Genomic DNA, 25,141 nt, shown 5'->3' on the forward strand with positions numbered 1-25,141 from the left:
TCTGCGTCACGATCCGACCGCCTTCTCGGTGCGGTCGACGGTGTCGTCCTCGTCGTCGGCGTCCTCGACGTGGGCCGGGACGAGAAGGGTGAAGGTGGAGCCGGTACCGGGCTTGCTCCACAGGGTGATCTCGCCGTGATGGTTCGCGGCGACGTGCTTGACGATGGCCAGGCCGAGGCCGGTGCCTCCGGTGGCCCGCGACCGGGCCTTGTCGACGCGGAAGAAACGCTCGAAGACCCGTTCCTGGTCCTCCTTCGCGATACCGATCCCCCGGTCGGTGACGGCCATCGCGACCTTGCCCTCGCGCAGCGACCTGCTGATCGTCACCGGTGAGCCGGCCGGCGAGTAGGCGATCGCGTTCTCGATGAGGTTGGTGAGGGCGCTGACGAGCAGCGTTCGGTCGCCGAGGATCTCGAGACCGCTCGGCCGGTCGGTGCTGATGGTGATCGAGGCGTTCTCGGCGGTCAGGCGCGTGCGGTCGAGGGCCTCCTCGACGACGGCGTCGACGTCCACGACCTCGAGATCGGGCAGTTTCTCGGCGCCCTGGAGCTTCGAGAGCGCGATCAGCTCGGTCACCATGTTGCCTAGGCGCGTCGCCTCGCGCTGGACCCGTTCGCCGAAGTGGCGGACGGTGTCGGGATCGTCGACGGATTCGAGCAGCGCCTCCGCGAGCAACGCCATCGCGCCGACGGGCGTCTTGAGTTCGTGGCTGATGTTGGCCACGAAGTCGCGCCGGGTGGCCTCCATGCGGACGTGCTCGGAGTCGTCGAAGGCGTAGAGCACGACGAAGCGCGGGTCCTGGTCGAGCAGCGGCCGGACGGTACAGCGCACCGCCACGGGCTCGCGGCCGAGCAATGCCTTCGCGCCCAGGTCGAGTTCGATCGGCTTCCTCGTCTCGAGCACCCGGCAGGCGGCCACCCAGGCCCGGTCGTCGATCTGCCGGTTGCGGACGAGACCGAGTTCCTCGGCGCGCGGGTTCGACAGGACGACGTCGTGGAACTTGTCGACCACCGCGATCCCGGTCGACGCCCCGTGGACGACCCGGTCGAGCACGTCGAACATCGTGAGGTCGGCTTCGTCGCTACCGTGGGCCCGGCGCTGCACCAGCCTCCCGATGGCGACGGTGACGATCCCGCCGAGGACCGCTGCGACCACGGCCAGCAACACGGCCTGCGTAACACTCACACTTCGAATCGTAATGACACCGGTACCCCACCGGACACCGGGTCGACGGCATTTCCCGCACGTCACACCGCATTTTTCGGTTGTTGGAGTGTTGTTCACCCTTTGTTCGCCCGGAACGGACGACTCCGCGACGGACCTGCACGAACGAACCGACCCCGTCACCGATCGGCGACGGGGTCGGTTCGGTTCCGAGGAACTGTTACTTGGCGCCCTGGTTGGCGACCGCTGCCGCACCGGCGGCCGCGGCCTCGGGGTCGAGATAGGTGCCGCCCGGATTCAGCGGGCGCAGGTTCTCGTCGAGGTCGTAACGAAGCGGGATGCCCGTCGGGATGTTGAGACCGGCGATGTCGTCGTCGGAGATCCCGTCGAGGTGCTTGACGAGCGCACGCAGCGAGTTGCCGTGCGCGGTGACCAGCACGGTCCTGCCCGCGAGCAGATCCTTGGAGATCGTCGACTCCCAGTACGGGATGAGGCGGGCGACGACGTCCTTCAGGCACTCGGTGAGGGGGACCTCGTCGACGTCGGCGTAGCGCGGATCGGCGTCCTGGCTGTACTTCGAACCCGGCTCGATCGGCGGCGGCGGGGTGTCGTAGCTACGACGCCACAGCATGAACTGCTCCTCGCCGAACTCGTCCTTGATCTCGGACTTGTTCTTGCCCTGGAGCGCACCGTAGTGGCGCTCGTTGAGACGCCAGTCGCGGATGACGGGGATCCAGTGCCGGTCGGCGGCGTCGAGCGCGAAGTTGGCGGTGCTGATCGCGCGGCGCAGCAGGGAGGTGTAGGAGACGTCGGGAAGCACGTTGTGCTCGACGAGGAGGGCACCGGCCCGCTTGCCCTCGGCGATCCCCTTGTCCGTCAGATGCACGTCCACCCAGCCGGTGAACAGGTTCATCGCATTCCATTCGCTCTCGCCGTGGCGGAGCAGAACAAGTGTTCCGATAGTCATGACCCAATCCTGACATGCACGGATGGCGATTTCGCCACGGGCGCCCCCGATCGTGGGCTATATCTGACAACGCGCGTTGCCAGGAACGCGGGAGTCGGCGCCGCGCACCACAGTTCGTCATCACCGAAACACACGGGGGGTTCGATGTCACACGGGGGTCCGAAGTCACACGGGGGTCCGCAGCCCGACACACGCATGTCCCGCCGCACCGTCCTCACCGCCCTCGGGGCGCTCGGTGCCGCCGCAGCCCTTCCACCCACGGCAGCCGCCCTACCACCCACAGCGGCACAGCCGGGCCGCCGCGCGCCGGCGGTGCACTCCGGCGGACGCCGGGTCGCGATCCTCGGTGGCGGGATGGCCGGACTGGCCGCCGCGCACGAACTGATCGAGCGCGGCTTCGAGGTCACCGTCTTCGAGCCGACCGCGCTCGGCGGCAAGGCGCGCAGCATCCCCTCCCCCGGCACCGCGGCAGGCGGCCGCCTCGATCTGCCCGGCGAACACGGTTTCCGCTTCTTCCCCGGCTTCTACCAGCACATCCCCGACACAATGCGGCGGATCCCGTTCCCCGGCAACCCGAACGGCGTGTTCGACAATCTCGTTGCGGGACACGGATTCCGGATGGCGATCCCCGGGGCGCCCGACCTCACCGCCCCGGCCTCCATCGCACCGCTGCGCTTCGACGTCTACGACCCGCTGAGCCTGCAGGAGAGCCTGACGGCAGCCTTCTCCCTCGGCGGCTCGATCCCCCCGCACGAGCTCGCGGTCTTCATGCGCAAACTCGTCATGTTCCTCACCAGCAGCCTCGAACGTCGCAACGACCAATGGGAACACGAGACGTGGGCGCAGACCCTCGAAGCCGACGGCAAGTCGAAGGGCTACCGCGAGATCCTCGTCTCCGCACTGACCCGTCAGCTCGTCGCGGCACGGCCGCAGACCGTCTCGACCCGCACCATCGGCATCATGGGCCAGGCCTTCGTGTGGAACGCGATGGGCACCGTGCCCCAGTACGGACATCTCGACCGCATGCTGTCGGCACCGACGAACGAGGCGTGGATCGACCCGTGGGCGCAACTCCTGCACGATCTCGGCGTGAAGTTCGAGATGGGTTGGGCGGCCGAGGCTCTGGAGATCTCCGGCGGACGGATCACCGGTGCACGGGTCGTCGACGGGTCGGGCAACCGTGCCCGCGCCGAGGCCGACTGGTTCGTCGCGGCGATGCCGGCCGAACGCGCGGTCTCGCTGTGGTCACCCGAGATCCTCGCGGCCGATCCCGGCCTCGAACGGATGAACGCTCTGGTCACCGACTGGATGGTCGGCATCCAGTACTTCCTTCGGCGGCCCACCCCCATCACGCCGGGTCACGTCGCCTATCTCGGTTCGCCGTGGGCGCTCACATCGATCAGCCAGGCCCAGTTCTGGCGCGGCGACTTCGCGCAACGGTACGGCGACGGTTCGGCACACGACTGCCTGTCGGTGGACATCTCCGACTGGGACACCCCCGGCATCCTCTACGGCAGAACCGCCAAGCAGTGCACGCCGGAAGAGATCGCCCGCGAGGTATGGGCGCAGATGTCGGCCTGCCTCGAGGACGGGACGGGCGCGATCGACGAGAACGACATCGTCTCGTGGTTCCTCGATCCCGGCGTGAAGTGGGGAGCCGGCGGCGTCACCAACGACACCCCGCTGCTCATCAACACCGCCGGGTCGCTCGCGAACCGGCCCGAGGCGCACACCGCGATCCCGAACCTGTTCCTCGCGGGCGACTACGTCCGCAACGACATCGACCTCGCGACGATGGAGGGCGCGAACGAATCGGCGCGGGCGGCAGTGGGTGCACTGCTGCAGACGGCGGGCTCCCCCGCCGCACCACCCGCACTGTACAAGTTGCACGAACCGCCCGAACTGGAACCGTTGCGGCGCATCGACTCCGACCGGTACCGGGCGGGACAACCGCACATGCTGGCCTGATCGGACAGGCCCGGACAGCGGAATCCCCGGGAGACACACGGTCTCCCGGGGATCCACATTTCGTCGGCCCGTCCGTCAGGCGTTCAGGGCACGCAGATCCTTCCGAAGGATCTTGCCCGCAGAGGATTTCGGCACCGTGTCGATGAACTCGACCTGCCGGACCTTCTTGTGCGGCGCGACCCGCGCGGCCACGAAGTCGATGACCTCGTCCTCGGTGACCGTCGAATCCGGCTGCCGGACGACGAAGGCCTTCGGGACCTCCTCGCCCTCGTCGTCGCGGACCCCGATCACCGCGGCGTCGGCGATCTGCGGGTGCGTGAGGAGCAGGGCTTCGAGTTCGGCCGGCGGCACCTGGTAGCCCTTGTACTTGATGAGTTCCTTGAGCCTGTCGACGATCCGGACGGCACCTTTCCCGTCGACGGTGGCGATGTCACCGGTGTGGAGGAAGCCGTCCTCGTCGAGGGTGTCGGCTGTGGCCTCGGGGTTGCCGAGATAACCGGCCATGACGTTGGGCCCCTTGCACCACAGTTCGCCGGGCGCCGAAACGCCGTCACCGGTGGGATATTCGACTTCTTCGCCGGTCGCGGGATCGACGATCTTGCATTCCATGTTCGCGATCGTCGGACCCACCGAATCGAGCTCGGTCTCGTTGTCCTCGAAGGGGATCGCGTGCGACACGGGAGACATCTCCGACATGCCGTATCCCTGTCGGACGTTGCAGCCCAGGCGCTTCGCGACGGATCCGGCGAGTTCCTTGTCGAGCGGTGCGGCCCCGGAGAAGACCGTGTGCACGCTCGACAGGTCGTACCGGTCGACGAGGGGGTGCTTGGCGAGCGCGACCGCGACCGGCGGCGCGATGAACACGTACGTGCACTTGTGTTCCGAGATGTAGGTGAGGAAGTCGACGAGATCGAACTTCGGCATCGTCACCAGCGACGCGCGGTTGTACAGCGCGGCGTTCAGCAGCACCGTCATGCCGTAGATGTGGAAGAACGGCAGCAGTGCGAGCACGCGGTCGTCGGCCGCGATGCCCATCCGCGGGGTGATCTGGCAGACGTTCGCGACGAGATTGCGGTGCGTGAGCATCACGCCCTTGGGTCGGCCGGTCGTGCCCGAGGAGTACGGCAGCACCGCGAGGTGGGTGGCCGGATCGAACTCGACGGTCGGAGCCGGGGAGCCCTCGGTGAGCAGGTCGCGCAGGGACGGATGGCCCTCGGCGCCGTCGAGCACGAAGAGCAGCTCGTCAGGGATCCCGGCGGCCGCGGCGGCCTCCCTGGCCTGCGGCAGGAACGGGGAGACCGTGAACAGTGCGGCGGCCCCCGAGTCGTCGAGCTGCTTCGAGATCTCACCGGCCGTGTAGAGGGCGTTGATCGTGGTCGCCGTGGCACCGGACCTCAGTATGCCGTGGAAGACCGAGGCGAAGGCCGGCACGTTGGGTGCGAGCAACCCGACGACCTTCCCGACACCGATGCCCCGGGCGGCCAGCGCTCCGGCGACGGCGTCGATGTGGGCCACGAGCGTGCGGTAGTCCGTCACGGCGCCGGACGAGCCGTCGATCAGTGCGGGTCGATCGAGCTCGGACTCGTCGAGCGAACCGAACAGGAAGTCGTAGACACTCGATGCCGGGATGTCGACGTCGGGAAAGGGACTGCGGAAACTCATTACTCATCCTCCGAGCATTCTGCCGGCACGCCGTGCCGACTTTCGGTCGAGTTCACACTACCGCAGCGGTTGTGAAGCCCGTCACACGTGCTGTGTGAGGATTGCGAGGATACCGTTCCCGGCGCGATTCGCCTGCCGGAGAGCACGAACCCCGCGTGCGACGGGTCGCACGCGGGGTTCGGAAGCTGCTGGAGCTGCGCTCACGATCGTGCGTGAGCTGCGCTCGCTACGCCAAGAGGCGCTGCGCTCAGAGGTACTGACCGCAGACCGGCCATGCACCGGCGCCCTGTCCGGCGAGGACGTTCTCGGCGACGCGGATCTGCTCCTCGCGCGAGGCGTTGTTCGCGGTTCCCGAGCCACCGTAGGCCTCCCAGGTGCTCTGCGAGAACTGCAGACCGCCGTAGTAGCCGTTACCGGTGTTGATCGCCCAGTTACCACCGCTCTCGCACTGCGCGACGGCATCCCAGTTGCCGGATGCGGCGTTGGCGGTACCGGCACCCAGAGCGAACGGGGTCGCAACGAGTGCAGTGGAGGCAGCGAGGGTGCCCAGGGCGCGCTTGATCGTGAACTTTGCCATGTGGATGAATCCTTTCCGGCTGCTTGCGAGGCCCCCGACGCAATGGGTCCGCCACATGTGGGCTGGACGGTCGGTGCCGGCAACACGGTGCGGTGCTGGCGCACGCCCGGTCGCTCTCTCGCTCCACCCCTCGGCAGGTTGTGGATCCGACAATCCCGCGGGGTGGAACGAGCGGCTGCGGGGCCGGTGTGTAACGCCCGTCGGTATCGGGCCTACATCGACGGTAAGGGTTCATCACGGCGAGGTCACGGGTCGATTTTCCGGTACGGCTGTGCGAGAAACCGGACCGGCGATCGACAAAACCCCAGGTCGCTTCGCGGGAACGCACCGTTTCCCGGACGTTTCCAGCGGATTTCGATTGTGGTGATGGTCACACGATACGGCCGTGCAGACCTCTCCAACCGGACATGCTCACGGCGCGGTAACGGTGTTCGGCGACGCCGTCACCCGTTCGCTTCGCGCCGATCCTCGGGTTCGTCGTCGTCCACATCGGGTTCGAACGGCGTACCGGTCTCCTCCTCGATGAGGTGACGGAAGGGCTCGAGATTGCGCAGCGGCTCGCCGCGCGAGACCCGCCATTCCCATTCACGCTTGATCGACGTGATGAACCCGATACCGAGGATGATGTTGAAATCGTAGTCGGCCGCCTCGAGGACCTGCCCGAGGACCGCGTCGATCTCCTCGGGGGTCACTGCGTGCGCGGCGATACGTCCCACCAGATAGATGTCGCCGACCTTGTCGAGCGTGTACGCCACGCCGTAGAGGCGCCGGTTGCGGCGCAGCAGGTAGCGGTACACCGATTCGAAGTTCTCGTCCGGCTTGCGGCACACGAACGCCTCGACCCGCACACCGTGCTGTCCGACGCTGAGCAACGTGGTCGTCTTGAGCTTCTTCTCGCCCGGGAGCTCGACGACGAAGTGCCCGCCCTCCTTGACGGAGAACTCGAGCTCGCGATCGCGCAGCGTCGAATCGATCAGTTCGATGAGCCGGTCGCTCATGCCGTGACTCCCCTCGTCCGTCGCAACTTCCACACTCCACGCTGCCGTCGCAGCGAATGCTCACCGGTACCGAAGGTGCGGTTGCGGCGCATCCCGGCCCGCCGATAGCTGTCGAGCAGTCCTTCCGCGGTGTGTTCCCACGAGAAGGACTCCGCATGCACGGGCGCGGTCGCCGCGAACCGGGCGAGACGATCCGGATCACCGACGAGGGAACGCAGCGCCGTCGCCCAGTCGTCGATGCGGTGCCCGTCGACGAGCATGCCGGTCTCCCCGTCGCGCACGGCGACCCCGAGACCACCGACGTTCGCGGCCAGCACGGGCGTGCCGCAGGCCTGCGCCTCGATCGCGACGAGACCGAAGGACTCCGAATAACTCGGCACCGCAACGAGATCCGCAGCACGGTAGACCTGGACGAGACGGTCGGGCGGCTGCGGCGGGAGGAAGGTGACCCGCGACGCGATACCCAGTGCGGATGCGAGTTCGATGAGCGCGTCGGGGCGCTCGAGACCCGTTCCCGACGGGCCTCCCACCACCAGGACCCGCAGCGGCATGCCGGGGTCGTCGGCGAGTGCCCGCGCTGCGGCTTCGAGCAGCACGTCGGGAGCTTTGAGCGGCTGGATGCGGCCCACGAACGCCACGACGGTCTCGCGCGGGTCGAGTCCGAGTTCGGCACGGGCGGCCGCGCGGTCGCCGGGCCGGTAGCGGTTCAGGTCGGCGCCCGGAGCGACGACGTCGATCTTTGCGGGATCGGCCCCGTAGATACGTTCGAGCTGCCCCGCCTCGTCGGCGGTGTTGGCGACCAGGCGATCGGACTCCGCGACGACCTGCTGCTCCCCGATCTGCCGGGCCGCGGGTTCGGGGGTGTCGCCCTCGGCGAGCGAGGCGTTCTTCACCGCGGCGAGCGTATGGGCGGTGTGCACGAGCGGCACGCCCCAGCGGTCGCGGGCGAGCCAGCCGACCTGCCCCGACAACCAGTAGTGCGAGTGCACCAGGTCGTAGTAGCCCTGCGGGTGCCGTGCCTCCTCGCGCAACACGCCCGCGGCGAACGCACACAGCTGCGTCGGCAGGTCGTGTTTGTCGAGTCCTTCGAACGGGCCGGCCTCGATGTTGCGGACGAGCACCCCCGGCGCGGCCTGCTGGACGGCCGGATCGGCCGACGAGGTCGCACGGGTGAAGATCTCGACTTCGACGCCGCGACGCGCGAGCTCGACGGCGGTCTGCAGGACGTACACGTTCATACCGCCTGCGTCCCCGGTTCCGGGCTGCGCCAGCGGCGAGGTGTGGACCGAGATCACGGCCACGCGGTGCGGGCGGCTGGGCTGGGACGTCACCCCTCCATACTGCCCTGCTGCCGATCTTCGCGTGTCGCCGCCTCCGCCGTCGCAGCTCGAGCGAACTCGCCGACCTCCGACACGAACCGGTCGGGATCCTCGACGAACGGACCGTGGTCGACGCCCTGCCAGATCGAGGTCGTGGCGCGGCGCAGCAGCGACGCCGCATGGTGCGCCACGGAGACGTCGACGACCGAGTCGGCGTCGCCGTGCAGGAGGAGAACCGGCACGTCCAGGCCGGCGAGCAGCTCGTCGTTGCCCACCGCACGGTCGAACAGCGCCGCACGGACCCGGGGCGGGGTGGACAGGCTCGCGCCGAACAGGGCCTGTGACACCGCACCCTTGCCTTCGAGGAGAGCGCTGCCCTCGACGACGGGACCGGTGAGGGCGTTGCCGAAGGAGCCGAGCGCACGCACCGCTTCCTTCGGGTCCTCCGACATCGCGGCGGGGATCGCGGCACGCATCGAGGCACCGACGCGTCCGCCCTTCTCACCGCGGCCGATGCTCGTGATGGCACCCACGAGGACGAGGCCGGCGACGGCCCCCGCGCCGTGTTCGGCGAGATAGTCGCAGATCACCAGGCCGCCGTAGGACCAGCCGAGCAGCACCGCCGGGTTCGTCTCGGAGACGTTCTCGGCGGCGAGCACCGCGGCGAGGTCGCCGGCCCACAGGTTGCGATCGGCGTATCCGGTCTCGGGGGCCTGCGAATAACCGTGTCCGCGCAGGTCGACGGCGACCACACGGAAGTCGCGGGCGAGTGCGTCGAGAACCCCGTCGCCCCAGCACCGCGACGACTGCGCCCACCCGTGGAGCAGCACCAGAACCGGTGCCGACTCGGAGCCGAATACGCGATACACGAGGGAGGTGCCGTCGATACCGGCCACTTCACGAACTGCCATGCGCGTCACTCTAACCGTGCCCGCACATGGATCCCGCCGGCACAGGTGACCGCGAGGATGCCCGCGGCGACCGCCACGAGATAGCCGGTGCCGGCATCGGTCCGGTCGATGACCTGTCCCACCAGCGCAGAACCCGCGGCGACACCGACGCCGAGACCCGCGACCGTCCATGTGATGCTCTCGGTGAGCCGGTCGGGCGGCACGATCTGCTGCGTCAGCGACGTCGCCACGATCATGATGGGCGAGATCGCACATCCGGCAACGAAGTACAGCACCGTGAGCATCGGCACCGAACCGGCGAGCAGCAACGGGCACAGCAGGACGGCGAGAGTGCCGGTGGCGACGAACAACTGGCGGGTCGGGGCATTCGAGCCCACCCGGCTCCCGAAGACCAGGCCGCTCAACGCCGAACCCGTCGCGAACAGTGCGAGCGCGAAGGTGGCCGATCCCGGGGAGTCCTGTTCGGCCGTGAACGCGACGGCCGCGACGTCGATCACCCCGAAGACCACACCCATCGCGACCATCACCACGACGATGGACAGGAGGACGGGCATGCGCAGGATGTTCGTCCGCGCACGGCCGTCGGTGTTCGGTTGCACGGGAGGTTCCGTGCTGCGCAGCGCCGCGAGGGCGAGGGTGCCGACGAGCAGCAGGACCGCGCCGAGCAGCGGGCCTGCCTCGGGGAAGACCGCCACGCTCAGGCCCACCGACAGGACGGGGCCGACGATGAAGCACAGCTCGTCGACCACCGCTTCGAGCGCGAAGGCGGTGCGCAGTCGTGGAGTGCCGCCGTAGAGCTGCGTCCACCGCGCCCGCACCATCGCCCCGATCGTGGGCATGAGTCCCGCCGGGATCCCGCAGACGAACAGCCATATCGTGGGCACCTCGAATCGGACGCCGGCGAGCATCGCGAGGGTGGCGACCGCGCTGACGGCCGCCGCCGTGGGGAGGACCCGCCGCTGGCCGTACCGGTCGACCGCGCGGGAGACGAGCGGGGTGAGCACGGCGTACGACAGCGCGAACACCGCGGACAGTGCGCCGCCGACGGCGTAGTTCCCCTCGAGCTGGGAGAACATCGTGACGATGCCGATCCCGACCATCGCGATCGGCAGGCGTGCCACGAATCCCGCCAGGCAGAACGCGGCTGCGCCCGGCGCTGCGAACAACTCGCGGTACGAGCCGCCCTTCTCTCCTGTCACGTACTTCTCGCGTTCTCTTCGGTCAGATCCGGTCCGGTCAACGTTATGGCCGACCGACCGCGCCGGGTGCAGGTACCTCCCGCGCCCGCACATCGCTGCCCGATTCCGCACGTTCCGTGACGGGAACGGCCATGCTGGGTACATCCGGAGAACGGACAGGACGGATCGACGGAACGGAGCGGGAATGGCGGTGCACGAACGACACGGACGGCTCTCACCGAAGGAACTCTCACCGAGGAGTCTGTGGGCCCGCTACCGCGCATCGGGAGCGGATCTGCCCTTCGGGAATCCGCTCGCCGCGCACGGTGTCGCGATGGAGGGTTACTTCTGGCGCTTCACCCAGCCCGGAACCGACCGCGTCGTCATCGCCCTGTGCGGGGTCAACCGTGCGGACGACTCGGCAGGACCGGGCTCGCACTGGGCGACCCTCGGCCTGGCCGCCCATCCCAGGGGTTTCCTGCGCACCGCCGCGCATCCGGTAGCCGCCGCCGAGCCCGACCGGCTCGGCGCATCGGCCGGCGACGTCTTCTGCGGCGACAGCGAACGCGTGTGGATGGATCTCGGCGACGACGCCCGTCTCGACATCCGGCTGTCGGATCTGCGGCCCTGGCCGCGACGCCGCTTCGGCGCGTCGAGCGTCTTCCATTCCGTCCCCGGCCTCAACCAGTACTGGCATTCCTGGCTGCTCGGCGGCCGGGTGGAGGGCCATGCGATCCTCGGCGACGAGAAGTGGGATCTGACCGGATCACAGGTCTACGGCGAGAAGAACTGGGGCAAGGGAGGTTTCCCCGAATCGTGGTGGTGGGGTCAGGCGCAGGGATTCGCCGACCCGCAGGCGTGTGTGGCGTTCGCCGGTGGGCAGGTGCACTCGGGTCCGCTGCGCACGGAGGTCACGGCGGTCGTCGTCGCGTTGCCCGACGGGCGCGTGGTGCGACTGGGCAATCCCGTCACGTCCCCGGTACGGGCGACGGTCACCGACGAGAGCTGGCACCTGCGCGGACGCAATGCCCGCTGGAGCGTGGAGATCTCGGGGAGTTCACCGATCGGAGCGGCGCACGTCCTGCCGGTCCCCCTCCCCGCGGAACGACGGAACGTCGCCGGTTCGATCGAACATCTCGGCGGTCGCATGACCGTGACGGTCCACGAACGCGGGAAACTGGTGTGGGCCGACGAATCGCACTCGGCCGCACTCGAACACGGCGGGCTCGACCGGGCCCGGGCCGAACTCGATCGGCGGGGTGCCGCTGCGGACGCGACGGACGCCCCACCGATCGTGTGAAGCCGGCGGGGCTCCGTCAGAGCTCGGTGCGCTTCATCGCCGCGATCGGATCCGAGAACAACGAGCTGAGCGAGACGACCCCCGCGGCATGGGCCTGCACCCGGTTGCCGAAGCCGGTGATGCGGATGTCCTTGCGCGGCAGGGTGGTCGACGCGGCGAACGCGCGGGCGACGTGCGGGACCGCGGCCGGGTACTCGGTGAAGGCCTGTCCGCCGAGGATCACACGGTCGGGGTTGAACAGGTCGCGCAGCATTCCGACGGTGCGGCCGAGCACCGTGGCCCGCTCGACGAGCAGACCGTGCGCGGCCTCGGATCCGTCCCGTGCGAGGCGGTAGAGCGACCCGATGGTGGCGTCGCGGTCGGTGAGGATGCCCTCGGCCACGGCGCGCTGTACGACCGCCCGGTCGCTCACCGTCGCTTCGAGGCAGCCCGTGCCGCCGCATGAGCACCGCGCCGACGAACCGGTGGGGAAATGCGTCACCGAGCCCGGACCGCCGGCAGGGGTGTGCACCTTACCGTCGAAAGTGATTGCCACACCGGCCGTCTCACGAACGTAGAAGTACAGGCCGGTGTCCTTGGCCTCGGGGGCGTCGCGATCGGGAGTGAGGAGCAGTTCGGAGGCGGCCATCGCCTCGACGTGCGCGGCCACCGAGACCGGCAGTCCCATACCGCCACCGACGATCGCGCCGACCCGGGCGTCGACCCAGCCGAGCCGCGGGTGCGTGACGACGGCGGTGTTCGAGTCCACCCGCCCGCCGAGTGCGACGCCCACCCACAGCGGGGTGCGGCGGTGCCACCGTGCGGCGAAGGCCTTGGCGCTCGCGGTGATCGACGCGAGCGCGGCGTCCTGGTCGCCGGTCGGCGTGGGGACCTCGACGGCGCCGATGATGCGTCCGCGCAGGTCGCTCGCGACGATGCCGGTGGTGACGGCACCGATGTGGATGCCGACCGTCAGGTACCGCTCGTGGTCGACCTCGACGGGAACGCGCGGTCGGCCGACGGCGCCGGGTTCGGTGAGGTCGGCGCGCTCACGCAGCAGACCGGCCGAGAGCAGGGCCGACACCTGACGGTTGACGGTGGCGATGCTCGCACCGGTGACCTTCGCGATCACGTCGCGCGAGACGGGGCCGCGGTTGGCGGCGACACGGAAGACCGACGCCCCGGTACCGTCGGCGATACGCAGGTCCGGCGGAACGATCCTGACCGGGCTCGACACACGGGAGGTGCGGGGACGGACGACCGTCGCACGCGTGGATCCACGGACGGCGGAGCCGGTGGCGCGGCGGGGCGCGGACGACCGCGAGGGAAGGGAAACGGACGGCGAGAGAGTGGGAACCGACACGGCGCTGATCCTTGGCTGCTGATCCGGACGTGATGACCGGAGAACGGGCGGGAGACGATCGGCGCACCGAGACCCCGGCGTGGAGAACACGATCGGAGACGGACCCGCACGACGAGGGGCGGGATCGGTGCGGAGTTACTTTCCGCAGCAGCGACAACAGAGTTCGCGCGCCAGAGGCAGCCGTGATCCCAGCGCGGCGGTCACGTAGGTGACCCGCGGTGCGGAGGTGTGGCCGACTGACATGTCGATCAAACTATCGCCCCGACCGCGCCGTGTCCAATCCTCACCGACCCGGTGGGAAACCTTCCCGCACATCCCCGCGCGCCTGCGCGGTCTCCGCCGACACCGGGGCGAGCAGCAATGCCTCCCACGCGTCGACGAGCGCGGCGAGTTCGGCCGTGGTGGGTGATTCGCCCGCACGATGACATCGCGCCAGCGCACCGACGGTGCCGGAGTAGACCAGTCGCAGACGTTGCCCGGCGATGTCGTCGGGCAGCGGCCCGAGCAGGGTCCGCAGCGCGGTGTCGGACCGGCGGCCGCTCTCGGTTCCCGTCGGTCCGGTGACGCGGAAGCACTCGGCGAACCGGTCGTGGTTCGACAGCCGGTCGAGGAAGGCGACGTAGTGGTTGGTGCGGCCGAGCGTGCCGGCCAGGGGGCGGATGATCACCCACAGCAGGTCGCGGACCGAGAGGGTCTCCCGCGTCCGCAGCATCTCGGCGAGAAGCGCTTCCCGCTGGGAGTTCAGGGCGGGCAACCGGTGGGAGAAGACCGCCTCGAGCAGTCCCTCCTTGGTGCCGAAGTAGTACCCGACCACCGAGGAGTTGTGCTGTCCGGCGGCCTTGCGGATGTCGGCGAGGGTGACCCCGTCGTATCCGCGGCGGGCGAAGAGCCGCTCGGCGGCCTCGACGAGCCGGATCCGGGTCTGTTCTCCCGAGCTGTATCGACCGCGGGTGGTGGTCATACGCCGCAGGGTAGCCGCACGGAGGGGACTTCGCAGGCCGGGAGGTGGGGCGTCATCCGGTGCCCGACACTACGATTGCCCCCATGAGCATCTCTCCCGATTCCCGCGTCGCCGTCGTCACCGGAGCCTCCTCCGGAATCGGCGAGGCGACCGCCCGCACGCTCGCCGCACAGGGCTTCCACGTCGTGGTGGGCGCACGCCGACTCGACCGACTGCAGAAGCTCGCCGACGAGATCGGCGGCACCGCCCTCGAGCTCGACGTCACCGACGAGGATTCGGTCGACGCATTCACCACGGTGCTGCCGCGGGTCGACGTGCTGGTCAACAACGCCGGGGGCGCCAAGGGGCTCGCACCGGTGGCCGAGGCCGTCGAGGACGACTGGCGCTGGATGTGGGAGACCAACGTCATCGGCACCATGCGCATCACCAAGGCGCTGATCCCCAAGCTCATCGCCTCGGGCGACGGCCTGATCGTCACCATCACCTCGGTCGCGGCCTTCGAGGCCTACGACAACGGCGCCGGTTACACCTCCGCGAAGCACGCGCAGGCCGTCCTGCACCGCACGCTGCGCGGCGAACTGCTCGGACAGCCCGTCCGTCTCACCGAGATCGCGCCGGGCGCCGTCGAGACCGAGTTCTCGCTGGTGCGCTTCGAGGGCGACAAGGATCGGGCCGACAAGGTGTACGAGGGCATCACCCCGCTCGTCGCCCAGGACATCGCCGAGATCATCGGCTTCGTCGCGTCCCGTCCGTCGCACGTCAACCTCGACCAGATCATCGTCAAGCCTCGCGACCAGGCCAACGCCGGCCGGTTCCACCGCGTCACCGAGTGATCCCGTCACGGTGGTGGGCGCGGCGGGACGCTCGCGTCCACCACCGTCGGTACTGTCCCGGACTATGCGCCAACGACGCCTCGCGCCCGGCCCGCTGCTCGACGACGACGGAGTGCTCGCCGAAGCCGGCTGGAACACCTCCGAGGTCCGCACCTACGACCGGCAGCGGGTCGCGGCGCCGCGGTTCCGCATCAAGGAGTGGGACTACTACTGCGTTCTGTCCGACGGGGTGGACGGACCGTTCGGGATCGCGCTGACCGTCGCCGACAACGGTTACATGGGGCTCCTCGGAGTCAGCGTGCTCGACCTCGCGGGTCGCTCCGAGACCACGGAGAACGCCCTCGTCCCCTTCCCGCTCGGCCGGATGCGCCTGCCGCACACCGCCGACGGCGGCGATGTCGTCGTCGAGCACGGCGGACTCCGCATCGAGTACCACCACGAGGGGCTCTCGCGGCGGCTGATCGTCGACCATCCCCGTTTCGGCGGTGGGCGCGGACTGTCCGGAGAACTCGTGCTCACGCAGCCGGCGGACGACCGGATGGTGATCGCGACACCCTTCCCCCGCGCGCCGAAGGCCTTCTACTACAACCAGAAGATCAACTGCCTGCCCGCGCAGGGCACGATCACCGTGGGTGGGCGCGATCTGGTCTTCGATCCCGCCACCGCGTTCGGGGTGTTCGACTGGGGTCGCGGGGTGTGGACCTACGACAACACCTGGTACTGGGGGTCGGCCTCGGGGATCCACGAGGGTGTGCGGTTCGGGTTCAACATCGGCCACGGCTTCGGCGACACCACCGCGGCGAGCGAGAACATGCTCTTCCACGACGGTGTGGCGCACAAGCTCGACCGCGTGCACTTCCACCTGCCCCGCGACACCTACGACGGGGCGCCGTGGCGGTTCACCAGCAACGACGAGCGGTTCGAGATGGAGTTCGAACCGATCCTCGACCGCGCGGCCGACGTGAACGCCCTGCTCGTGCGGTCCACGCAGCACCAGGTCTTCGGGCGGTTCACCGGCAGTGTCGTGCTCGACGACGGCACCCGGCTCGAGATCGAGAACCTGCTCGGCTTCGCGGAGGAGGTCCGCAACCGCTGGTGACGGCCCGAGCCGTCCGTCAGATCGCGCAGTTCACGGTGACGGGTTCGGGATGCAGACGCACCCCGAAGGCGTCCTCGACACCGTCGCGTACCGTCCGCGCCAGCGCCACGAGATCCGCCGCCGATGCCGCTCCCCTGTTGGTGAGCGCCAGCGTGTGCTTCGTCGACAACCGTGCCGGTGCGTCGGCGGCGGGGAAACCCTTCGCGAAACCGGCCCGCTCGATGAGCCATCCGGCCGACAACTTGGTGCCGCCGTCCGCGGGGAACTGCGGGATCCGCACGTCCTCCCCCACCTTTTCCGCGATGACCGCGAGCACCTGCGGCAGGCGGTCGTCGGGGACGACGGGGTTCGTGAAGAACGATCCGGCGCTCCAGGTGTCGTGGTCGTCGGCGTCGAGCACCATGCCCTTGCTGCGGCGCAGCGCGAGGACGTGCTCGCGGACCTGGTCCGCCGGCCGGCGTTCGCCCTCCTCCGCACCCAGCGCGACCGCGAGCTCCCGGTACGCCAGGGGTGCGGAGGAACCGTCGCTCCGCACGTCCAGTTCCACCTCGAGGACGACCGCCGCATCGGTGTGCTTGAGGATGCTGGTCCGGTAACCGAGACCGAGGGCCTCGGGGCCGACCCACGAGTCCTGCCCGGTGGCGCGGTCGAGCAGGCGGACGCGGCGCAGGATCGAACCGACCTCGACGCCGTACGCCCCGACGTTCTGCACCGGCGTCGCTCCCGCGGAGCCCGGGATGCCCGACAGACATTCGAGGCCGCCGAGGCCGGCGTCCACGGTGGCCGCGACGACGGCGTCCCATTCGGCTCCCGCGTCCACCCGGACGTGGTCGTCGCGGAGGTCGACACCGGTGGTCGCGACACGGACCACGACGCCATCGAAACCGTCGTCGCCGATGACGAGGTTGGAGCCGCCCGCGAGGAGCAGCAACGGCACCCTCTGCTCGTCGAGCAGGCGCACGACCTCGATCAACGACGCGGTGGACGTGCATTCGACGAGATACCGGGCGGGGCCGCCGAGCCGGAGGGTCGTGAATTCCGACAGCGACACCTGCTCGGACACCGTGGCTCCCGTTTCGACGAGCCGGGCCCTGGTACGTGGATCAAGCACCAGCAAACGGTAGCGTGCCCGGTATGGGCAGCCCTATCGACCACACTGCGAACTACTCGTCCCCGCCTGCTGCGGTCCACGCGGCGTTCGTCGATCCGCAGTACTGGCAGACCCGGCTGCGTGAGGTCGGGGGCCCGGGTGCGGCCGTCGAACGCGCCGACACCGGCGACGGCACCATCGAGCTCGACCTCCACCAGGCCATCCCGGCCGAGCACCTGCCGAGCATGGTCACGAGCCTGCGCCCGGGCGATCTCGTCATCCGGCGTCACGAGGCGTGGGGTGCGTTCGCCGACGGTCGCGCCGAGGGCAGGTTCTCGGCCCACGTCGACGGCATGCCCGGCGAGGTCACCGGGGGGATGACCCTCATCGCCGACGGGACGGGTTCGTCCGTCGTCATCGACGGCACCGTCGAGGTGAAGATCCCGTTCCTCGGTTCCAAGATCGAGGGCATGATCGTCGAGCAACTCGTCGAGCTGTTCGACGCGGAGCGCACCTTCACCGAGCAGTGGTTGAACGGGGACCACTCGGCCTGATCGCACGCCCGCGGGGCTCCCCCGTGGACGATCGCGATTTCCGGAGAGGCCGTCCGGCGCGGTAACCTGGCCGGTCGTGGCACGGCGTATCGACTACTCCGCCCGCTTCCCTCATCCACCGGAGCGGGTGTACGAGGCTCTCGCCGACCCCGATCACTGGGAAGCGCGGATGACCGAGATGCGCAAGTACTCGGAGAACCACGTCCGCGAGTTCACGGTCTCCGAAACGGGCATCGCGCTGGTGTTGCACCACGTCCTGCCGCGTTCCGACCTGCCGGAGATCGCCCGCACGGTGATCAAGAAGGACATGGTCATCACGCGCAAGGAGACCTACGGGCCGTTCACCGACCGCGCGACCGGCACCTACCAGGCGTCGATCCCCGGCGGTCCGGGCAGTCTCACCGGCACGATGGACCTCTTCGGCGACGATCACGGTGCCACGCTCCGCACCACCTCCGAGGCCAAGGTGCACATCCCGTTCGTCGGCGGCAAGCTCGAAGAACTCATCCTCACCAATCTCGTCGACGTGTTCCGCACCGAAGCGGCCATCACCGCCGACTGGCTCGCCGGTCGGTAGCGCGTGCGGAATCGAGGACCCGTCGGTGTCGTCACGCGCGGCACCACCGGCATCAACAGGCTGCGCCGCAGCGACCGCTGGGCGATGCACGATCCCCACATCACGAGGGCGTTGACGCACGCCACCGACCCGCTGGTGGTCGATCTGGGTTACGGCGCCATGCCGGTGACGACCCTCGAACTCGCCGCGCGGCTGCGTCGGGTCCGCAGCGATCTGCGTGTGGTCGGTCTCGAGATCGATCCGGACCGTGTGGTCCCGGGCCGCGACGGTGTCGAGTTCGCCCGGGGCGGTTTCGAGCTCGCGGGCCTGCGCCCGACCCTGGTCCGGGCCTTCAACGTGCTCCGGCAGTATCCGGAGGAAGCCGTCGAACCGGCGTGGGCGCGCCTGCGTTCCGGCCTCGCTCCCGGCGGCCTGCTCATCGACGGCACGTGCGACGAGCTGGGCAGGCGCTGCGCCTGGGTGCTCCTCGACGAGCACGGTCCCCGTTCGCTGACCCTGGCGTGGAGCCCGTTCCACGTGGAGAGACCGTCCGACGTCGCCGAACGGCTGCCGAAGGCGCTGATCCACCGGAACGTCCCGGGTGAGCCGATCCACGCGCTGCTCCGCGCGGCCGACCGGGCGTGGGCGACGAGCGCTCCGCACGCGGCGTTCGGGCCGCGGATCCGGTGGAAGGCGACGCTCGAGCTGCTGCGGGATCAGGGCTTCCCGGTGTCCCCGCCCCGCCGCCGTCTGCGCGACTGCGTGCTGACGGTGCCGTGGGACGCGGTCGCGCCCACCGGCGCACCTGTCGCATCCGAGCGAGTCGGCCGAGGAACTGCGCTCGTCGCGGTCTGAGACCCCGTCGGTCAGCCCGCGGCGAGGAGCGCGAGCTCGATCCGGTCGACCACCGCGGCCGGCTGGTTCGCCACCGCGGCGTGCAGCTGGTCGGAGTCGACCCGGCCGAGCGCGATCGCGTCGCCGACGAGTTCGTCGAGCACTTCCTGGGACACGCCACCGGCCGCGAGGTCGACCGCGGTGCGGGCGGGAGTGGTGATCCGGAAGGCCCCGACGACCTCGCAGTCCTCCTCCGCCAGCGTCCGGTGGTGCAGCGCGAGCCGGTTGCTCGGCACGGTGCGCTGGTCGGGGGTGGACAGGTGCAGGAAGCGCGGCTGGAGGTGACCCATGCCGTGCAGGTCGGCGGCGCTCTGGTGCGAGACGACCGCTTCCCCCTCGTACCAGGTGCACCACTGGGCGAACTCGTCGAACTTCGTCCGTGGGCTGTCGCTGAGGCGGAACAGCTCGGTCTCGACGCGGATCCACAGTCCCGCCTCGATGCGTTCCGCGAAGTCGTGAGCTGCTATTCCGTGACCGACGGCCTGGCGTGCGGTGAAGAACCCGGCTTGCGTGGCGGCGAGGCGCCGCAGCGAGTCGTCGGCATCGGCCCGCCCGGTTGCGTCGTAACCTGAATCCGTCCACCCTGTCATGGCGCCCAGCGTAGCCGACGAATGTGGTACACCTCACATATTTTCCTCATCCGGCGGCCGTGTGCTCAGTCGATCCTCAGTGTCTTCCGGAAGAATCGGCGACCATGACGCAACGGAAGCGCAACCGCACCGTCACGATCGCCGTCGTTCTCGTCGCGGCGCTGGTCGCAGTCCTGGTGGGCGCGGAGGTGTACGTCCGCAACCGCGCGACGACCTGCCTCGCCCAGTCCTTCGAGAGCGAGCTCGGCACGGGAGTCGACGTCGACCTGAGCTGGAAGCCGGTGCTGCTGCAGCTGCTCGACCGGCAGGTTCCCTCGGTCGCCCTCGACAGCGACGACACCGCCTTCGGTCCGGCCCAGCAGATGCAGGTGCACGCCGAGGTCAACGATGTCGACCTGCGCGACTCCGCCGAGGGCGCCGGCACCATCGGCAGCTCGAGTGCCGACGTGTCGTGGCCGACCTCCGGGATCCTCGCGACCGTGCAGAGCCAGCCGGTCGGTGGCCTCGTCACCGACGTCACGGCCGACGAGAACGCGGGCACCCTGACGTTCACGGTCGGCGGTCAGGGTCTTGCGGAGTTCACCGCGCGACCGGTGGTGAACGGCGGCGTGGTGACGGTCGAGACGACGGACGCGACGATCCTCGGCATCGGGCTCCCGACGGCCCTCGTCGACGGCGTCGTGGAGATCCTGACCTCGGGTCTGCAGCAGTACCCGCTGGGGATGCAGGCCACCGAAGTGAACGTCACCGACGCCGGTATCGATCTCCGCCTCGAGGGTGGCCGCTTCGTGCTGCCGGAGGCCCCGCAGGGACAACAGCAACAGCAGGAGGGCAGCTGCGGCCTCCTGTCGTGACCGAGGAGGCCGGTCCGGCAGACCGTCGAGAGCTGCTCAGCTCTGCAGACCGTCGAGGACCGCGCGACTACCGGACAACCCGAGGCGCGTGGCCCCGGCGTCGATCATCGCGATCGCGTCCTCGGCGGTGCGGATTCCGCCGCTCGCCTTGACGCCGAGCCGGCCGCCCACCGTCTCCGCCATGAGCGCGACCGCGTGGGTGGAGGCGCCGCCCGCGGGATGGAAGCCGGTGGAGGTCTTCACGAAGTTCGCCCCGGCCTTCTCCGCGGCGCGGCACACCTCGACGATCGCCTCGTCGGAGAGCACGGCGGATTCGATGATGACCTTGAGGACCGGGTCGAACCCGATCGCTTCGCGCACGGTGAGGATGTCGGCGAGGACGGCGTTGTAGTCCCCGGCCACCGCTGCGCCCACGTCGATCACCATGTCGATCTCGCGTGCACCCTCGTCGACGGCGAGTCGCGCCTCGGCGCCCTTGATGAGCGAATGGTGCTTGCCCGACGGGAAACCGACGACCGTCGCGACCGTGACCCCCTCGGCCCGCAGGGGCAGCATCGACGGCGACACGCACACCGCATACACGCCGAGCTCGACGGCTTCGTCGACGAGGGCCCGCACGTCCTGTGAGGACGCTTCGGGTTTGAGGAGGGTGTGGTCGATCATCGACGCGACCTGCGCGCGGGTCAACGGGGTTCCGGACATGACTGCAGCTTCCCACACGGCGGGCCCGACCGTCCGGCACCGCCTATCGTCCGGCACCGCATCGCGGCTTCGGTAATCCGCTCGCGCGCGGTCCCCTCCGCCACCCACAATGATCGCGTGCTGATCCGCCGAGAACTCCCCGCCGACGTCCCTGCTATCGCCGACGTGCACCGCGCTGCCTTCGCGCCGTTCGCCCCGGAGGGCTGCGAGCCGGTCGAACCCGGTCTCGTCGCGTCGTTGCGGGCGAGCGACGCGTGGCTGCCCCCGTTGTCGCTCGTGGCCGAGGACGCCTCGGGCACGATCGTCGGTCACGTCGTCGCCACTCGCGGTCATGTCGGCAGCACTCCTGCCCTGGGCCTCGGTCCGCTCGGTGTCCGTCCCGATTCGCAGCGCTCCGGTGTGGGCGGCGCTCTCATGCACGCCGTGCTCGGAGCGGCGGACGCTCTGGACGAGTCGCTCGTGCTCCTGCTCGGGCATCCCGACTACTACCCCCGTTTCGGTTTCGTGCCCGCCGCCGAACTCGGGATCTCCCCGGACGTCGAGGAGTGGACGTCCCATTTCCAGGCGCGGGCGCTCACGGCACACGATCCCGAGCTGCGGGGTGCCTTCCGGTATGCCGAGCCGTTCTACGCTCTCGAGGAGCCGGCATGAACGACGATCCCGAGAATGTCCGGGCCGCCTCCGATGTCCGGGCCGATCCAGCCGAGACCGCACGCACCTTCGACGCGGCGAGCAGTGATTTCGACGAGTTGACCCCGACGGTCTGGGGACCGGCCGGGCAGGCTCTGGTCTTCCAGCTCGGCGTCTCTCCCGGCGAGGCGGTGCTCGACGTGTGTTGCGGAACGGGATCGTCCGCGCTTCCCGCCGCCGCAGCCGTCGGACCCGAGGGTCTCGTCCACGGCGTCGACATCGCCGACGAGATGCTCGAACACGGCCGCCTGACCGCGGAACGCCGCGGCCTGAAGAACATCGAATTCGTCTGTGCGGACGCCTCGCAGTGGGAGGCGCCGTCGGACGTACCCGACGCCGGCTACGACGTGCTGTCGATCTCCTACGGCGTGTTCTTCCTCCCGGACATGGACCGCACCTTCTGGCGTCTGGTCTCGCTCGTGCGGCAGGGCGGACGCGCCGGCGTGACGGTCTGGCGACACGGCGCGATGGAGGAGTTCTCGTCGATCGTGTTCGACGTCGCGTCGCGCCACTCCCCCGAACTGCGCGAACGCGGCGCCCTGCGCGATCGCACACCGCTGCACCGGATCGACACGCCGGACACCCTCGAGGCGTGGATCGCGGATGCCGGAACCGATTCCGTGGAGGTCCGCACCCTGTCGAATCATCTTCCGGCGACGGACGAGTTGTGCTGGTCGCTGGTGACGGGCACCGGTCTGCGCGGGGTGCTTGCCGGGCTCGACTCCGGGCAGGTGGCGTCGGTGCGGCAGCAGATCGCCGAAGAGGTCACCGCTCGCGGACTGCACACGATCGACGCGACCACCCTCGTCGCCACGGGCACCGTTCGACGTCCTCCGGTCTCGGGCTGACGACCGACGGCAGGGTCTACCGGGAGCAGAGCCGACCGGAAGTAGGACGCCGTGTGTCACCTGAGACAATCGGGGCATGACGCTCGCCTCATCCGCCGACGATCGACGTTACGTTCTGACCCTGGGCTGCCCGGACACCACCGGGATCGTCGCCCGCATCGCGACCTTCCTCGCGGAGGTCGGCGGTTCGATCGTCGAGGCGGCCTACCACGCCGACCAGGACACCGGCTGGTTCTTCACCCGCCAGGCCGTCCGGGCGTCGTCGATCCCGTTCGGCCTCGACGAGCTGCGCGAGAAGTTCGCGAGCGTCGCCGCCGACATCGGCCCGCAGACCGAATGGACACTGTCCGACACGGGCAAGCGCAAGCGCGTCGTGCTGCTCGTGAGCAAGGAAGGGCACTGCCTGCACGACATCCTCGGGCGGGTCGCCGCAGGGGAACTCGACGCCGAGATCTGCGCCGTGATCGGTAACCATCGCGATCTCGAACCGGTCGCGCAGCGGCACGGCATCACCTTCCACTACGTGTCGTTCCCGAAGGATCCCGCCGAGCGCGGACCGGCCTTCGAGCAGGTCCGCAAGCTCGTCGACTCCCACGACCCGCACGCGGTGGTCCTCGCCCGGTTCATGCAGGTGCTCCCGGAGGAGCTGTGCGAGCACTGGGCCGGCCGGGCGATCAACATCCACCACAGCTTCCTGCCGTCGTTCATCGGCGCACGGCCCTACCATCAGGCCTTCACGCGCGGTGTGAAGCTCATCGGCGCGACCTGCCACTACGTCACCGCCGAACTCGACGCGGGCCCGATCATCGAGCAGGACGTCATCCGCGTCAGTCACAGCGACAGCGTCAGCGACATGGTCCGGCAGGGCCGCGACGTGGAGAAGCTGGTCCTCTCACGCGGTCTGCGCTGGCACCTCGAGGACCGGGTGCTGGTGCACGACAGCAAGACCGTCGTCTTCCGGTAGATCCCCGGAGCCGAAACCGGCCCACCCGCGAGGGGATGGACCGGTTTTCGTGCGTGAACGATCGGCTCAGCCGACGGGCACGCCGGCTCGTTCGACGAGGTGCGCGAGCTCCTCGTCGAACCGGTCGATCGCTTCGACCGAACTCATGTGGCCGACGCCGTCGAGCACCACCAGCCGTTCGAGGTTGCCCGCTCGTTCGAGTTCCTCGGCGAGACGACGGGCGTGGACGGGCGGGGTGAGACGGTCGGCGGTGCCGACCAGCACCGTCGTCGGCACGGTGAGGTTGTGCAGGCCCTCACGGATGTCGAGGGCGCTCAGGGCCCTGCCCCAGCCGCCCCGTGTCCGCGGCGGGCAGCCGAGGACGATCTTCTCGCAGAACCGCACCTCCGCGGCGCTCGCGCCCGGTGACAGGGCGACGTAGCGCAGGGCCCGGGTCGTCACCGGGGACGCGGTCAGCGGAACCGTCGCACCCATGAGCCGACTTGCGACGGGCACCGGTACCCGCGGGAAGCGTTGCGGCAGCGGCACGATCGCCGAATCGGCGACCAGCCGGTCGGTGCCGGTGCTCGCGAGCAGCACTCCCGCGACCGTGCGGTCGACGTTCTCCGGGTACTTCTCGGCCCACGCGATGATGCTCATCCCGCCCATGCTGTGACCGGTGAGTACGGCCTTCGCGCCGGGCCGGACCACGGCGTCGAGGACCGCCTGCAGATCGTCGGCGAGCACGTCGGCTCCCAGCGGCCGTGCCCCGGCCTCGCTGTCGCCGTGCCCGCGCTGGTCGTAGACCACCACCCGGTAGTTCTCCGCGAACGCGTTGATCTGCGGGGTCCAGTACGCGGCATTGCACGTCCAGCCGTGGCAGAACACCAGGACGGGAGCGTCCGCGTCGCCGTAGGCGAGCACGTTCAGGCGGGCACCGTCCTCGGCGCGGACGTCGAGGATCTCGGGTTCGAGTTCCGGTTCGCGCAGCAGTTCGTGCGGCGCGACGTCCTCGGTACGGACGACCGTCCGACGACGCCGGCGGACGAGCACGGCGGTGGTCGCCGCGGCAGCGAGGACGATCGAGCCCGCGGCGATCGACGTGGTCGGGGACGGCTTTCTCACGGGTGGGATTCTCCTG

25 protein-coding genes are annotated in these 25,141 nt (G+C 69.5%); 11 read left to right on the forward strand and 14 right to left on the reverse strand.

Translation table 11 applies throughout. The features are described from left to right. Positions 1 to 6: 6 nt before the first annotated feature. Positions 7 to 1,185, reverse strand: coding sequence for a sensor histidine kinase (locus tag AC0LPE_RS18185; RefSeq protein WP_229565354.1), 1,179 nt, complete (start codon positions 1,183 to 1,185; stop codon positions 7 to 9). 199 nt (positions 1,186 to 1,384) lie between these two features. Then, complete coding sequence (locus AC0LPE_RS18190) at positions 1,385 to 2,131, reverse strand: phosphoglyceromutase (protein ID WP_059383356.1); 747 nt, start codon at positions 2,129 to 2,131, stop codon at positions 1,385 to 1,387. A 195-nt stretch (positions 2,132 to 2,326) separates the two neighbouring features. Between AC0LPE_RS18190 and AC0LPE_RS18195 the strand changes: the two genes are divergently transcribed. Then, a complete protein-coding gene (locus AC0LPE_RS18195; RefSeq protein WP_490604925.1) occupies positions 2,327 to 4,099 on the forward strand; it encodes a hydroxysqualene dehydroxylase in 1,773 nt (590 codons plus the stop codon). Between the two features lie 75 nt (positions 4,100 to 4,174). On the opposite strand, the gene AC0LPE_RS18200 is transcribed toward AC0LPE_RS18195, so the two are convergent. The 6 genes from AC0LPE_RS18200 to AC0LPE_RS18225 form a co-directional block, all read right to left on the reverse strand. Further along, positions 4,175 to 5,761: a 4-coumarate--CoA ligase family protein gene (locus AC0LPE_RS18200; protein WP_088897059.1), complete on the reverse strand. Its 1,587-nt coding sequence runs from the start codon at positions 5,759 to 5,761 to the stop codon at positions 4,175 to 4,177. A 247-nt stretch (positions 5,762 to 6,008) separates the two neighbouring features. Continuing rightward, positions 6,009 to 6,338 (reverse strand): transglycosylase family protein, encoded by a 330-nt coding sequence (locus AC0LPE_RS18205; protein ID WP_490604926.1) that lies wholly within the window; start codon positions 6,336 to 6,338, stop codon positions 6,009 to 6,011. 443 nt (positions 6,339 to 6,781) lie between these two features. After that, on the reverse strand, positions 6,782 to 7,336 hold the full coding sequence (locus AC0LPE_RS18210; protein ID WP_016693718.1) for a type III secretion system chaperone family protein: 555 nt from the start codon (positions 7,334 to 7,336) through the stop codon (positions 6,782 to 6,784). Continuing rightward, positions 7,333 to 8,667, reverse strand: coding sequence for a D-inositol-3-phosphate glycosyltransferase (gene mshA / locus AC0LPE_RS18215; RefSeq protein ID WP_452586009.1), 1,335 nt, complete (start codon positions 8,665 to 8,667; stop codon positions 7,333 to 7,335). Before mshA ends, AC0LPE_RS18210 begins: the two co-directional genes overlap by 4 nt. After that, the gene (locus tag AC0LPE_RS18220; RefSeq protein WP_229565360.1) at positions 8,664 to 9,566 is read right to left on the reverse strand and encodes an alpha/beta fold hydrolase; all 903 of its coding nucleotides are present in this window, start codon (positions 9,564 to 9,566) and stop codon (positions 8,664 to 8,666) included. The genes mshA and AC0LPE_RS18220 overlap by 4 nt, the downstream gene beginning before the upstream one ends. Positions 9,567 to 9,571: 5 nt before the next feature. Beyond that, the gene (locus AC0LPE_RS18225; RefSeq protein WP_145693262.1) at positions 9,572 to 10,765 is read right to left on the reverse strand and encodes an MFS transporter; all 1,194 of its coding nucleotides are present in this window, start codon (positions 10,763 to 10,765) and stop codon (positions 9,572 to 9,574) included. Positions 10,766 to 10,949: 184 nt separating this feature from the next. Between AC0LPE_RS18225 and AC0LPE_RS18230 the strand changes: the two genes are divergently transcribed. Then, positions 10,950 to 12,044 carry a tocopherol cyclase family protein gene (locus AC0LPE_RS18230; protein ID WP_088897055.1) on the forward strand — a complete coding sequence of 365 codons (1,095 nt, stop codon included), beginning with the start codon at positions 10,950 to 10,952 and terminating at the stop codon, positions 12,042 to 12,044. Positions 12,045 to 12,060: 16 nt separating this feature from the next. On the opposite strand, the gene AC0LPE_RS18235 is transcribed toward AC0LPE_RS18230, so the two are convergent. Together AC0LPE_RS18235 and AC0LPE_RS18240 are read right to left on the reverse strand one after the other, a co-directional pair. Then, entirely contained in the window at positions 12,061 to 13,386 is a 1,326-nt protein-coding gene (locus tag AC0LPE_RS18235; RefSeq protein ID WP_088897054.1) for an ROK family transcriptional regulator, read from the reverse strand. A 283-nt stretch (positions 13,387 to 13,669) separates the two neighbouring features. Then, a complete protein-coding gene (locus AC0LPE_RS18240; protein ID WP_088897053.1) occupies positions 13,670 to 14,347 on the reverse strand; it encodes a TetR/AcrR family transcriptional regulator in 678 nt (225 codons plus the stop codon). Positions 14,348 to 14,430: 83 nt separating this feature from the next. Between AC0LPE_RS18240 and AC0LPE_RS18245 the strand changes: the two genes are divergently transcribed. Continuing rightward, the gene (locus AC0LPE_RS18245; RefSeq protein WP_088897052.1) at positions 14,431 to 15,180 is read left to right on the forward strand and encodes an SDR family NAD(P)-dependent oxidoreductase; all 750 of its coding nucleotides are present in this window, start codon (positions 14,431 to 14,433) and stop codon (positions 15,178 to 15,180) included. Positions 15,181 to 15,244: 64 nt separating this feature from the next. Beyond that, positions 15,245 to 16,279 carry a DUF2804 family protein gene (locus AC0LPE_RS18250; protein ID WP_160875289.1) on the forward strand — a complete coding sequence of 345 codons (1,035 nt, stop codon included), beginning with the start codon at positions 15,245 to 15,247 and terminating at the stop codon, positions 16,277 to 16,279. A 16-nt stretch (positions 16,280 to 16,295) separates the two neighbouring features. Here the strand turns inward: AC0LPE_RS18250 and AC0LPE_RS18255 are convergent, their stop codons facing one another. Further along, positions 16,296 to 17,390, reverse strand: coding sequence for a UDP-N-acetylmuramate dehydrogenase (locus tag AC0LPE_RS18255; protein ID WP_145693259.1), 1,095 nt, complete (start codon positions 17,388 to 17,390; stop codon positions 16,296 to 16,298). Between the two features lie 23 nt (positions 17,391 to 17,413). Between AC0LPE_RS18255 and AC0LPE_RS18260 the strand changes: the two genes are divergently transcribed. The 3 genes from AC0LPE_RS18260 (at position 17,414) to AC0LPE_RS18270 (ending at position 19,334) form a co-directional block, all read left to right on the forward strand. Then, entirely contained in the window at positions 17,414 to 17,923 is a 510-nt protein-coding gene (locus AC0LPE_RS18260) for a DUF2505 domain-containing protein (protein WP_016693708.1), read from the forward strand. A gap of 76 nt (positions 17,924 to 17,999) precedes the next feature. Next, positions 18,000 to 18,500: a DUF2505 domain-containing protein gene (locus AC0LPE_RS18265; protein WP_088897050.1), complete on the forward strand. Its 501-nt coding sequence runs from the start codon at positions 18,000 to 18,002 to the stop codon at positions 18,498 to 18,500. Between the two features lie 3 nt (positions 18,501 to 18,503). Continuing rightward, on the forward strand, positions 18,504 to 19,334 hold the full coding sequence (locus tag AC0LPE_RS18270; protein WP_088897049.1) for an SAM-dependent methyltransferase: 831 nt from the start codon (positions 18,504 to 18,506) through the stop codon (positions 19,332 to 19,334). 11 nt (positions 19,335 to 19,345) lie between these two features. Here AC0LPE_RS18270 and AC0LPE_RS18275 read toward each other — a convergent pair whose 3' ends face one another. Beyond that, a complete protein-coding gene (locus tag AC0LPE_RS18275) occupies positions 19,346 to 19,963 on the reverse strand; it encodes a type IV toxin-antitoxin system AbiEi family antitoxin domain-containing protein (protein ID WP_490604927.1) in 618 nt (205 codons plus the stop codon). 104 nt (positions 19,964 to 20,067) lie between these two features. Between AC0LPE_RS18275 and AC0LPE_RS18280 the strand changes: the two genes are divergently transcribed. Next, the gene (locus tag AC0LPE_RS18280; protein WP_088897047.1) at positions 20,068 to 20,817 is read left to right on the forward strand and encodes an LmeA family phospholipid-binding protein; all 750 of its coding nucleotides are present in this window, start codon (positions 20,068 to 20,070) and stop codon (positions 20,815 to 20,817) included. A 36-nt stretch (positions 20,818 to 20,853) separates the two neighbouring features. Here the strand turns inward: AC0LPE_RS18280 and deoC are convergent, their stop codons facing one another. Next, the gene (gene deoC, locus AC0LPE_RS18285) at positions 20,854 to 21,519 is read right to left on the reverse strand and encodes a deoxyribose-phosphate aldolase (protein ID WP_490604928.1); all 666 of its coding nucleotides are present in this window, start codon (positions 21,517 to 21,519) and stop codon (positions 20,854 to 20,856) included. Between the two features lie 117 nt (positions 21,520 to 21,636). Here deoC and AC0LPE_RS18290 point away from each other — a divergent pair, with 117 nt between their 5' ends. The 3 genes from AC0LPE_RS18290 to purU all read left to right on the forward strand — a co-directional run bounded on the left by AC0LPE_RS18290 (position 21,637) and on the right by purU (position 24,021). Next, the gene (locus AC0LPE_RS18290) at positions 21,637 to 22,170 is read left to right on the forward strand and encodes a GNAT family N-acetyltransferase (protein WP_160875299.1); all 534 of its coding nucleotides are present in this window, start codon (positions 21,637 to 21,639) and stop codon (positions 22,168 to 22,170) included. After that, on the forward strand, positions 22,167 to 23,057 hold the full coding sequence (locus AC0LPE_RS18295; RefSeq protein WP_088897045.1) for a class I SAM-dependent methyltransferase: 891 nt from the start codon (positions 22,167 to 22,169) through the stop codon (positions 23,055 to 23,057). Before AC0LPE_RS18290 ends, AC0LPE_RS18295 begins: the two co-directional genes overlap by 4 nt. 76 nt (positions 23,058 to 23,133) lie before the next feature. Further along, the gene (purU, locus tag AC0LPE_RS18300; protein WP_016693701.1) at positions 23,134 to 24,021 is read left to right on the forward strand and encodes a formyltetrahydrofolate deformylase; all 888 of its coding nucleotides are present in this window, start codon (positions 23,134 to 23,136) and stop codon (positions 24,019 to 24,021) included. A gap of 66 nt (positions 24,022 to 24,087) precedes the next feature. Here purU and AC0LPE_RS18305 read toward each other — a convergent pair whose 3' ends face one another. Further along, positions 24,088 to 25,125 carry an alpha/beta fold hydrolase gene (locus AC0LPE_RS18305; RefSeq protein WP_490604929.1) on the reverse strand — a complete coding sequence of 346 codons (1,038 nt, stop codon included), beginning with the start codon at positions 25,123 to 25,125 and terminating at the stop codon, positions 24,088 to 24,090. Positions 25,126 to 25,141 lie beyond the last annotated feature (16 nt).

This window comes from Rhodococcus sp. S3 (assembly GCF_058211795.1).